The organism is Bradyrhizobium sp. Kon58 (assembly GCF_055807455.1).
In genome coordinates this window covers 1-10403 of the sequence record NZ_JBVVOT010000063.1, presented here as the reverse complement: position 1 = coordinate 10403, position 10403 = coordinate 1, and the positions used below count along the sequence as shown (strand labels likewise).

Annotated in this window: 9 protein-coding genes, 1 tRNA gene and 1 pseudogene; 6 read left to right on the top strand and 5 right to left on the bottom strand. The window is 62.8% G+C overall.

The window, feature by feature from the left end:
• Positions 1-86 precede the first annotated feature (86 nt).
• Both AC0L20_RS39105 and AC0L20_RS39100 read right to left on the bottom strand, forming a co-directional pair.
• Positions 87-179 (bottom strand) — tRNA-Ser (locus AC0L20_RS39105).
• 692 nt (positions 180-871) lie between these two features.
• Positions 872-1030 (bottom strand): hypothetical protein, encoded by a 159-nt coding sequence (locus AC0L20_RS39100; protein ID WP_473295537.1) that lies wholly within the window; start codon positions 1028-1030, stop codon positions 872-874.
• 218 nt (positions 1031-1248) lie between these two features.
• Here AC0L20_RS39100 and AC0L20_RS39095 point away from each other — a divergent pair, with 218 nt between their 5' ends.
• Positions 1249-1677 (top strand): O-linked N-acetylglucosamine transferase family protein, encoded by a 429-nt coding sequence (locus AC0L20_RS39095; protein ID WP_473295536.1) that lies wholly within the window; start codon positions 1249-1251, stop codon positions 1675-1677.
• A 515-nt stretch (positions 1678-2192) separates the two neighbouring features.
• A complete protein-coding gene (locus AC0L20_RS39090; RefSeq protein WP_456764010.1) occupies positions 2193-3764 on the top strand; it encodes a porin in 1572 nt (523 codons plus the stop codon).
• Positions 3765-4389: 625 nt separating this feature from the next.
• Here the strand turns inward: AC0L20_RS39090 and AC0L20_RS39085 are convergent.
• Positions 4390-6849, bottom strand: coding sequence for a transglycosylase SLT domain-containing protein (locus AC0L20_RS39085; protein WP_473295535.1), 2460 nt, complete (start codon positions 6847-6849; stop codon positions 4390-4392).
• A 241-nt stretch (positions 6850-7090) separates the two neighbouring features.
• Between AC0L20_RS39085 and dapA the strand changes: the two genes are divergently transcribed.
• From dapA to AC0L20_RS39065, 4 genes are read left to right on the top strand one after another with little or no spacing between them, the layout of a single operon-like run.
• Positions 7091-7981: a 4-hydroxy-tetrahydrodipicolinate synthase gene (gene dapA, locus AC0L20_RS39080; protein WP_473259612.1), complete on the top strand. Its 891-nt coding sequence runs from the start codon at positions 7091-7093 to the stop codon at positions 7979-7981.
• Positions 7982-8034: 53 nt separating this feature from the next.
• The gene (gene mscL, locus AC0L20_RS39075; protein ID WP_027567293.1) at positions 8035-8451 is read left to right on the top strand and encodes a large conductance mechanosensitive channel protein MscL; all 417 of its coding nucleotides are present in this window, start codon (positions 8035-8037) and stop codon (positions 8449-8451) included.
• Between the two features lie 58 nt (positions 8452-8509).
• Complete coding sequence (gene smpB, locus AC0L20_RS39070) at positions 8510-8983, top strand: SsrA-binding protein SmpB (protein WP_027518360.1); 474 nt, start codon at positions 8510-8512, stop codon at positions 8981-8983.
• 4 nt (positions 8984-8987) lie between these two features.
• Positions 8988-9581 carry a peroxiredoxin gene (locus tag AC0L20_RS39065; RefSeq protein WP_473295534.1) on the top strand — a complete coding sequence of 198 codons (594 nt, stop codon included), beginning with the start codon at positions 8988-8990 and terminating at the stop codon, positions 9579-9581.
• On the opposite strand, the gene AC0L20_RS39060 is transcribed toward AC0L20_RS39065, so the two are convergent.
• Both AC0L20_RS39060 and AC0L20_RS39055 read right to left on the bottom strand, forming a co-directional pair.
• On the bottom strand, positions 9578-10252 hold the full coding sequence (locus AC0L20_RS39060) for a uracil-DNA glycosylase (RefSeq protein ID WP_473295533.1): 675 nt from the start codon (positions 10250-10252) through the stop codon (positions 9578-9580). The genes AC0L20_RS39065 and AC0L20_RS39060 overlap by 4 nt on opposite strands.
• Positions 10233-10403, bottom strand: a pseudogene (locus AC0L20_RS39055) (LabA-like NYN domain-containing protein); the annotation flags it as partial. The pseudogene AC0L20_RS39055 and the gene AC0L20_RS39060, both read right to left, overlap by 20 nt.

Genomic DNA, 10403 nt, shown 5'->3' with positions numbered 1-10403 from the left:
TCTCGACAACCCGTTCGGCACGAGGCTGTCACCTATGTCTTAGGTACGTTCCGTTACCCATGTCTTCGGGCCGGACAGCCGCGGGGTGGCGGAGAGGGAGGGATTCGAACCCTCGATACAGCTTGAGACCGTATGACGCTTTAGCAAAGCGTTGCCTTCAGCCACTCGGCCACCTCTCCGGTGCGAGCCTTATGCATCTAATTACTTGGGCTGGTCAATTTGGAAGCGTGTGTTTTTGCTCGAATATTCCCAGCGAATTCGGAAACCAAGCGGTTTGCTCTCCGGGCGAGAACATAACGCCGCGATAACGGACACAAAGCTGGAGGTTCTGGCGCCCGTATTACGAGTCGTTTTGGCGCGGATGAGAGCTGCCTTCCTCCACATAAACGATTGATTTTACTTTCAAATTGGATCGGATGCCCGCGCGTGGGACGATTGCCTTCGTCGCCGACCGCCTCGATCAAGCGATCATTTGCAAGTGATTGATTTGATTGTCTGTTTCAGCGATTCGCCACAAGCTATGGAGCGATGACGCCTCAGATCGGCCGACGGGGTCCCGTGTCAGGCTGCGGGAAGGGCGCTCTCACTATTAGTCGGGATAACTCGCTCGCCGGCTGAGGAGCTACCCCCTCGCGCCAGGCGTCGCCGCAATTAGGGAGAGCCTGTCCTGGGGCGATTGCTCTTTCAGTTGGAACAGCGCCCTCGAGATCAAAGCGGGGAAGGGCTGCCGGGCTGGCACGCTCGCTCTTCCTTCGACTGCCGGGCTGCGCCGCTACGAATCTTATCTTACTTACGATGTCAGGACGCAGAGCATCCAGCTGGGTACCTCACCGCGAGATATCGATAGGCAACATCCGCACCGCTTGGAGACTTATACCTTTTCAATCGGCCCTGACGACAACAGCGATCTCCGCAAGCGGCTCGAAAAATCATTCATTGCTTTGTCGATTGCGAGCACAAGCTCGACGGCCAAGTCCTGAAAGCGATCGACGATGCGCAGATCGATAGTCTTGTTGATCTTGCAGGCCATACGCACAATGCCAGGCTGTCGTTGTTTGCATCCAGTCCTCCGATCGTCGTCAACTATCTTGGGTTCGCGGGAACGTCGGGGAGCAGGGGAGCTCTTCCGCTGCATCATTGCCGATCAAATCGTGCTGCCAGATCAAAACAGCCAATTCTTCGACGAGAAGGTCGTCCGTTTGCCCGGCAGCTTCATGCCGCGTGATAATCACGTCGCGACAATCGACGGTGCTGCGCCCAATCGAGTCTTCATCCGAACACTTGGCGCGCCATCGCCTCGCCGACCTCTTCCTGGATACGCTGCCCTACAACGCACATACGACGGCCAGCGATGCGTTGTGGGCTGGTCTGCCGGTAGTGACCCATATCGGGAATAGTTTCGCCGGTCGCGTGGCGGCGAGCTTGCTGAGCGCTGTCGGCCTGCCTGAGCTGATCACGCGAACGCGTGCGGATTATGAAGCACTCGCGATCGAACTGGCGCTTGATAAACAGAAGCTGGCGGATATTCGCCGAAGGCTGCAAGGGAGCCACCTGGCCGCATCACTGCTTGATGCCGCGCTCTACGCCAAGCGGCTGGAGACAGCTTTCGAGGCTATGTATCAACGACATCAGGACGGCTTGGCGCCGGATCATATCGAAGTTCAAGCGCGCGGATGAGGATGATGATCGCAGCCGCTTAATGGTCAGGCCAGCCAGTTCCGAAGCGGTGGCCCCCGCCGAGTCCTTGGGAGTCCTTGGTTGATTCCACGATTCGACCGGCTCAGACCCAGAGCAGAGCGTCTCCACAGGTGTGGCTGGCCCTTGCCGGAACTTTTGACGCCAATGAAACCCGCCGAAAAAGCACAGCAGATTCAATGCTTTACAAAACCGCTCTGATCACATCTGCGTGTTATTTGTGCAACACCCGCCGGAAAACACGCTCCATCGGCCGGTTCTGAAGCGTTCTGTTGTTGTGTGTGCAAGGGCGTTCGGTAATTGTGACTGAGCGACGGAGGGGGGCATCCCGAGGTCGTCCCGTCTTAGGTGGTTCGCTTAAGTCCCTCGCGTTCAGCGGGTGTGTCCGAAGGCGCGAAGCGACTAAGCGGTGAATTTAAGGGACAAGGGAACCAACCTTAGGGTGTCTTCACCCAGCGGATCCGGAACCTTCCCTATGGCAAACTTGGAGGTTTAACATGAAGTTGGTTAAGAGCCTTTTGCTCGGTTCCGCAGCGGGTCTGATCGCTGTTGGCGGAGCGCAGGCAGCCGATCTCCCCGTGAAGGCCAAAGCGGTCGAATACGTGAAGATCTGCTCCCTGTACGGTGCGGGTTTCTACTACATCCCCGGCACTGACACTTGCATCAAGCTGGGTGGTTATCTGCGCGCTGAAGTCGCGCTGAACACCAACTCGGACTACAGCGGTCAGCAATCCGGTAACAACGGTGCGCGCAACCGCCTGACGAACTACTACACCATGCGCGCTCGTGAAGATCTCAACATCGACACGCGCACCGCGACCGAATACGGCGTCGTCCGTACCTTCTTTGACGGCGTGTTCTCGTGGACGACCGGCAATTATCAGGGAACCGGCAGCGCGACCGGCGGCACTGCCTACAGCAGCACGCTGGCGCTCAACACCTCCGGCGCGGCCCCGGCGCTCGTCGGTGGGTCGATCAACGGCAACGACGGCGGCACCTCGGGCGGTTCGCTCGGCGTGTACTACGCCTTCATCCAGTTCGCTGGCTTCACCATGGGTAAGGCCGTGTCGCAGTTCGACGCGCCCTGGACCAACTATCCCGGCAACAACTTCGACAGCCTCGTCGGCGGCAGCGGCACGGTCACTGGTGTCAACCAGTTCTCCTACACCGCTGACTTCGGTCAGGGCGTGACGGCAGCGTTCTCGGCGGAAGACCGGGCGGCCTACTATGATGCCGGCAACCTGAACATGACCGGCGCGACTGCGGGCGGCATGATCGGTGGCGCTTATGGCTCCAACGGCATCGGCGCTACCCGTTCGCCGAACCTCGTCGCTATGGTCCGTGTCGACCAGGCCTGGGGTCTGTTCCAGGCGTCGGTGGCTGCGCATGACAACCACGTTGCCTACTACGGCGCCACCGAGCCGACTGGCCACCCCGACGACAAGTGGGGTTGGGCTGCTCAGCTCGCTCTGTCGATCAAGAACATCCCGACTGGTGCGGGTGACGTGATCAACATCCAGGGCGTCTACACCGATGGCGCGACCCGCTACAACTTCCAGAACCTCGCGGGCAGCAGCTACTCGATGTTCGGCGGTTCCGGCATTGCCTACCAGAGCGTCGGCTTCGCCAATGCTCCGGACACGGTGTATGTCACGGGCAGCTCGCAGGAGTCGGTCAAGACCTGGGGCTTCCGCGGTGCTTACACCCATAACTGGGATCCATACTGGAACACCGCGATCTACGGTGCCTACGCTCAGGCCCAGTACGGCACGCTTGCCAAGACCACGCTTTGCGGCGCTGGTGGTGCTGGCGGCGTGTTCGGTGGCCTCGCGGGTGTGACGGGTTGTAATCCTGACTTCGCCATCGGCCAGGTCGGTCTCATCACCCGCTGGACCCCGGTCAAGAACCTGACGTTCTCGGCCGACCTCTCCTGGACCCATCTCGACCAGAAGTACGCGGGCACTGTTGCTTACGCTGGTGCCGGCGCCACGGCCAAGCCGGCCGCTGTGTACGAGCTGAAGGATCAGGACACGCTCGTTCTGCTCCTCCGCGCTCAGCGCAACTGGTAAGTTCGGTCTAACGACCTGACAGAGAGCCCCGGCGGGAAACCGCCGGGGCTTTTTTTTGGTGGTCTTATCCCTGGGGTCGAAGAGCAGGCGATGGTCGGTAAAGCGCGATGAGATTGGGATGATCGTCATCGCGCCTCTGAGGCGCAGAGGCGGTCTCGATGCCCGGCTCTTGGTATGAAAAAGGCCGCCAAGAGAGGCGGCCTCCTGGAGTCCAAACAGAAACCGTCGTTATTTCACGTCGAGGGTTCGGCAGTAGTTGGAGCTCTCAATGCTGGTCCAGCCCCTCTCCATCCTGTTGGTTTGGCACTCGTAGAAGGTTTTGAAGTTGAGAACGTTTCTGCAATTGTGACCCACACCACTGGACAGGGAGCATTGGACCCTAGGATCATTGCTGGTTTCGGCTGCGACTTTCAGCGGGGCGGCGCTCAACGGCACGATCGACATCGAGACAAGAGCAAAAGCGGACATTGCCAACGTCTTCATAGCTTTCCTCCTTTTCTTGGTGGTTGGGACGGCAGATCTCTGTCCCGACATGGATACTACCAAAGCGAGCGTGGGCTGTCTCACTCAATTCGGCATATCTGGGTGATCGGGGGACCTGCTTTCGCTTCGAAAGAAGATGCCGCTATTCCACGCTGCCGGCGCCGCGGCGCAAATCGGCCTCGATCTGCAACCGCGTGCCGCCGCCGAAGCGGGCGCGGTAGACCTGAAGGTTTTCCATGATCCGTTGCACGTAGTTGCGTGTCTCGGAGAACGGGATCAGCTCGACCCAGTCGACCGCGTCCACCTTGGGATCGCGCGGATCGCCGTAACGATCGATCCACTTCTTCACACTGCCGCGGCCGGCATTGTAGGCGGCGAAGGTCATGATGTAGGAGCCGCGATAGTCCTCGAGCAGCCCGCCGAGCTCGGCCGAGCCGAGCGTGGCGTTGTAGGCCGAATCGTTCTTCAGACGTCCCAGATCGTAGGTGCCGCCGTGCCGCTTGCAGACATAGCGCGCGGCGTCCGGCGTCACCTGCATCAGGCCATAGGCCTGCGCCGGCGAGACGACCGAGGGGTTGAAGGCGCTCTCCTGCCGCGCGATCGCGTAGATGATGCTGCGCTCGACCTCGGGGCCGATCGGCGTGAACTGCGGAATGCCGTTGACGGGATAGGCATAGAAATCGAACGGCAGCCCGCGATTGAGCGCGGCCTTGCCGAGCAGCAGCATGCCGCGCGCGTCGTTGTGGCGCTGGGTGAGCTCGCCGAGGCCGGCTAGCGCTTCGGGATCGCCGTTCTCGCCCATGTCAGCGAGCAACGGTATCGCCATCTCGCGCTCGTCGAGCTCGTAGAGCAGCTGCGCGGCGCGCACGATCTCCAGCCGTTCGGCACCGCGGCTGCGCGGCTGAGCGTTGAGCTCGATCTGCGGCAGGCCGAGCTTGGCGCGTGCGAGCTGGCCGTAATAGCTGGTCGATTGCTCGGCTGCCCGCGCGTAGGCGTTGCGCGCCTCCTGCTGGCGGCCTGCCGCTTCCGCGGCGCGGCCCTGCCAATAGCCGGCGCGCGCCAGCGTGGTCGGATTGACGCTGCCGATCCCGATGCGGGCAAAATGCTGGGTGGCGGCCGCGGGATCGTTGAGGAAGCGCAATGCGATCCAGCCGGCGGTGAACTCCTGCTCGGTCTTGTAGATGTCGCGCGAGGGCAGGGCGGCATCGCGCGCGATCAGATAGGCGCTGCGAAATTCCTCGGTGTCGATCATCTTGCGCGCCAGGAGGCGCCGCTCGATCCACCATTCGTCGAGATTGTAGAGCCGGCCCGGATCCTTCGGTGCCGACAGCATGAGCTGGGCGGCTTCCGCAAATTTCTCCTCGCGGCGCAGCAGCTGGATCTTGCTGAAGATGAAGCCGGGATCGCCGTGCAGCTCGCGCGGCACGGCTTCGAGCAGCGCGCGGGCATTCGGCGCTTTCTTGAGGGAGGCGATGCGGGCCTTGGCGAGTGCGACATAGCCGGCGCCGAGGCGCTTTGCAGCCCGCAGTGCGGCCTCGTTCTCGCTGCCGTAGAGCAGCGTGTCCATCCTCGCCTTCTGATCGCCGGGCGTCAGCAGTGCGCCGAACTGGTCGAGTGCGTTGTTCTCGGTGTCTTCCGACATCGGGTCGCTGCGCCAGGCATCGCGCACCAGACGTTCGGCGTTGGCGCGGTCGCCGCGCGCCAGCATCGCCTTGGCGAGCGTGAAGCGGCCCTTGGCGGACACGGGCGATTCGTTCTCGAACCACGACCACGCGACCTGGTCGTCGCGCCTGTCGTCCCACATCGCGGCCTCCAGGCGCCGGCGCAGGAAGGTCTGTGACGGCCAGCTCGGATTGGCGGAGAGGAAGGCGCGGTAGCGCTCCACGGTCGCGCCATTGTCCTCGCTGCGCAGGATGATCCATTCCGCGAGTTTTCGCGCCACGGGATCCGAGATCGTGGCCGCGGCATTGGTAGCGTCGCCCGCCTTGCGCTTGCGCACGAGCTCGATCACGGTCTCCAGCGTGTCCTTGTCGGCTTGCGACGTCGAGGAGGTCGCAGCAACCGCAGCCGGTGTGACCGGCTTGCGCGGGGCGGCATGCTGGCGGGTCGCCGGAGCCAGGACAGGAGCCGCGACGGGCTTGGTGGCGGCCGGGGCGGTCGGTCTGACGGTGGCCGTCGCCGCCGGCGCGGGGGCGGTCTTCGGGGCCGAGCCGCCAGCGGTCGGCTGAGGTTTCGGCGCGGCAGCCGTAGGCTTCAGTTTGTCTTTCGCAGGTTCCTTGCCTGCGGTCTTGCCAGCATCCTTGCCCGCATCCTTGGCAGGCTTCTTCGCGGCATCCTTGGCGGGGGCACTGGTCGCGCCCTTGCTCGCCCCCTTGCTTGCCCCCTTGGCGGCGTCCTTCGGAGTTTCATTGCCGGTTCCCTTGGACGCACCCTTCGCAGTGTCCTTCGCGGCGGGTTTGGCGGTTCCCTTCGCGGTATCCTTGGCGGTTTCCGCGGTTGTCTCGTTGGATTTGGCCCAGGCGGCGCAGCCGGCCGACAGCCCTGTCAGCAGGCACACGATCAGGCCGGTGGATCGCCATGCGGCGCGCGGAAATGAGATCACGGCGTTTCGTCGCCCCGAATCAGTCAATTGGCTCAAGACCTAGCTGTACAAGATCTGGCTGTATTTGATTGAATATGCGGACAAATTACCAACAGCCGCTTACCTTCGCCCGGTTTGCACCACCACCGCGGCAAAATCGCGGCCTAAACGGTGCGTCAGACGGGAGCGGGTCTTTTACCGGCGGGATAGACCCGATATGAATGCGGCCTGCGCTCAAGATTGCCGCGTACGGAGGAAGTCCATGGCAGCCAAGACAAAATTCCGGGGATCGTTCACCGCCTTGGTCACGCCGTTCAAGAACGGCTCGCTGGACGAGGCGGCGTTTCGCTCTCTGGTCAACTGGCAGATTTCAGAGGGCACCAACGGCCTGGTTCCCGTCGGCACCACCGGAGAGAGCCCGACGCTGAGCCATGACGAGCACAAGAAGGTCGTCGAATGGTGCATCGAGGAAGCGAAAGGCCGCGTGCCTGTCGTCGCCGGCGCCGGCTCCAACTCGACCAAGGAGGCGATCGAGCTCGCCCAGCATGCCGAGAAGGCGGGCGCCAACGCGGTTCTGGTCGTGACGCCCTACTACAACAAGCCGACCCAGGAAGGCATGTACCAGCACTTCAAGGCGATCAACGACGCCATCGGGATTCCGATCATCATCTACAACATCCCGCCGCGCTCGGTGATCGACATGTCGGTCGACACCATGACGCGGCTGTGGGAGCTCAAGAACATCGCCGGCGTCAAGGACGCCACCGCCAGCATGGTCCGCGTCTCGCAGCAGCGCGCGGCGATGGGCGAGGACTTCAACCAGCTCTCGGGTGAGGATGCGACCATCCTCGGTTACATGGCGCATGGCGGCCATGGCTGCATCTCGGTGACCTCGAACGTCGCGCCGCGGCTGTGCTCCGAGTTCCAGGCCGCCTGGGCGAAGGGCGACCATGCCACCGCGTTGAAGCTGCATGACAAGCTGATGCCGCTCCACAACAACCTCTTCATCGAGAGCAATCCGGCGCCGATCAAGTACGCGCTGTCGCTGCTCGGCAAGCTGGACGAGACGTTGCGGCTGCCGATGGTGCCGGTCACCGAACCGACCCGCGTTGCCGTGCGCAGCGCGATGGTTCACGCTGGCCTCATCAACTGACACGCTAGCCGATCGGGGAGCTTTTCATGGCGATCGAGGAAAGAGGCACGCGGATGCTCACGGAGTTCCGCGAGTTCGCCATGAAGGGCAACGTCGTCGACCTCGCGGTCGGCGTCATCATCGGCGCGGCCTTCGGCGCCATCGTGACGTCGCTGGTCGGCGACGTGATCATGCCGATCATCGGTGCGGCCACCGGCGGCCTCGACTTCTCGAACTACTTCACGCCGCTTTCGGGCAAGGTCACCGCCGCAAATCTCGCGGACGCGAAAAAGCAGGGCGCCGTCTTGGCTTGGGGCAACTTCCTCACGCTGACGATCAACTTCATCATCATTGCCTTCGTGCTGTTCCTGGTGATCCGTGCCATGAACAAGTTGAAGCGCAAGGACGAGGCGGAGCCTGCCGCTCCGCCGAAGCCGTCGGCCGAGGTCGAGCTGCTGACCGAGATCCGCGATCTCCTCAAGAAGTCTTGACGCGCGCGCTTCATCCAAACTGTTAGCGTCCTCGCGCATCTCGATCAGGTTGTTTTCCATGGCCGACAAGAACGAACGTCCGATCAAGGTCATGGCGGAAAATCGCAAGGCCCGCTTCAACTATGCCATCGAGGATACGATCGAGGTCGGCATTGCGTTGACCGGCACCGAGGTCAAGTCGATCCGCAACGGCAAGAGCACGATCGCGGAATCCTACGCCGATTCCAAGAACGGCGAGATCTGGCTGATCAACGCCACCATTCCGGAATATCTCCAGGGCAACCGCTTCAATCACGAGCCCAAGCGCCCGCGAAAACTGCTGCTGCATCGCAAGCAGATCAACAAGCTGATGGGCGCGGTCGACCGCGAAGGCATGACGCTGATCCCGCTCAAACTCTACTTCAACGAGCGTGGTCGCGCGAAGTTGCAGCTAGCGGTTGCAAAAGGCAAGAAGCTGCACGACAAGCGCGAGTCCGAGAAGAAGCGCGACTGGAGCCGGGAGAAGGGCCGCCTGATGCGGGCGAGGGGATAGCGGGATGACTCAGAGAAACCTGCTCGAGGTCGATTGGACCCGGATTCCCGCACCCGCGGATGACGGCGGCGCCGCGCACCTGAAAGGCATGACATTGCCGCCGGTCAGCCTGCTCGCCACTGACGACACGTCGGTCGCGCTCTCGGCACTGCGTGGCCGGACTGTGGTGTTCGCCTATCCGCGCACCGGCGAGCCCGGCAAGATCGCGCTGGTCGACGATTGGGACATGATCCCGGGCGCGCGCGGTTGCACGCCACAGACTTGCGCATTTCGCGATCTGTTCGCCGAGCTGAAGGCCGCCGGCGCCGCGCAGGTGTACGGCCTCTCGACCCAGAGCAACGCATACCAGACCGAGATGGCCTCGCGGCTGCATCTGCCGTTCCCGGTGCTCTCGGACGAGAAGCTGGCGCTGACGCGCGCCCTGAATTTGCCGACCATGGAGGTCGCGGGCCTGACACTGATCAAGCGCCTCGCGCTGATCGTCGACGACGCCAGGATCACGCATGTGTTCTATCCGGTGTTTCCGCCCGACCGAAACGCCGGCGATGTCCTGGACTGGCTGAAGGCCAATCCCGCCACGGGCTTGTCTAAGAATTAGTCGAGGTCAGCCTTCACCTTCGCGAACACGGAGCGGAACATGTCCGGCGTCAGCACGCGGGTGTTCGTGTTGTAGCGGGAGCAGTGATAGCTGTCGTAGAGCCTGAATGCGCCGGCCTGATGCACGGCGCCGTGGCCGAAGGGGGCCTGTGATCCCTTCAGGTTCAGCGGCTTGAGCACGGTGTCGTGCGCAATGCGCCCGAGGGCGACGATCGCGCGCAGGTTCGGCATCGTTGCGAGATTCGCCACGAGGAACTGCCGGCAGGTGTTGATCTCGACCGGCAGCGGCTTGTTCTGCGGCGGCACGCAATGCACCGCATTGGCGATCCGACAGTCGACCAGCTTCAGTCCGTCGTCGGGACGCGCCTGATATTTGCCCTTGGCGAAGCCGTATTCGAGCAGCGTCGCGTAGAGCAGGTCGCCGGCATAATCGCCGGTGAAGGGACGGCCGGTGCGGTTGGCGCCCTGCATTCCCGGCGCAAGGCCGACGATGAGCAGGCGCGCCTCGATGTCGCCGAAAGGCGCAACCGGTGCATTGTGCCACAATGGCTCGCGCGCGCGGTTCGCCTCGCGAAAGGCAACCAGGCGCGGACAGAGCGGACAGTCACGGTCGGGGACGAGGCTGAGAGGCTGGCGGCTTGACCGGGCCGCCTCACTCCTCGAAGTCGTCATCGCCCCTCGCCGGCGCCATCGTGGTCGCGCGCTGGAGGAACTGCGGGGCGTGGTGGCGCGCCTCGCGGTCGCCGCGATCACGCGGGGCGGGGCGTTCGGACGGGTCGCGGCCGAGCTTGGACTGCAGCTCGACGAGGTCGGTGAAGACGTC

What these genes read in the sequence shown, in the direction of transcription:
- mscL (WP_027567293.1), top strand. Translation starts at nt 8,035, where the DNA reads ATGCTCACGGAGTTCCGCGAGTTCGCCATGAAGGGCAACGTCGTCGAC.
- AC0L20_RS39100 (WP_473295537.1), bottom strand. Translation starts at nt 1,030, where the DNA reads ATGGCCTGCAAGATCAACAAGACTATCGATCTGCGCATCGTCGATCGC.
- smpB (WP_027518360.1), top strand. Translation starts at nt 8,510, where the DNA reads ATGGCCGACAAGAACGAACGTCCGATCAAGGTCATGGCGGAAAATCGC.
- AC0L20_RS39060 (WP_473295533.1), bottom strand. Translation starts at nt 10,252, where the DNA reads ATGACGACTTCGAGGAGTGAGGCGGCCCGGTCAAGCCGCCAGCCTCTC.
- dapA (WP_473259612.1), top strand. Translation starts at nt 7,091, where the DNA reads ATGGCAGCCAAGACAAAATTCCGGGGATCGTTCACCGCCTTGGTCACG.
- AC0L20_RS39065 (WP_473295534.1), top strand. Translation starts at nt 8,988, where the DNA reads ATGACTCAGAGAAACCTGCTCGAGGTCGATTGGACCCGGATTCCCGCA.
- AC0L20_RS39090 (WP_456764010.1), top strand. Translation starts at nt 2,193, where the DNA reads ATGAAGTTGGTTAAGAGCCTTTTGCTCGGTTCCGCAGCGGGTCTGATC.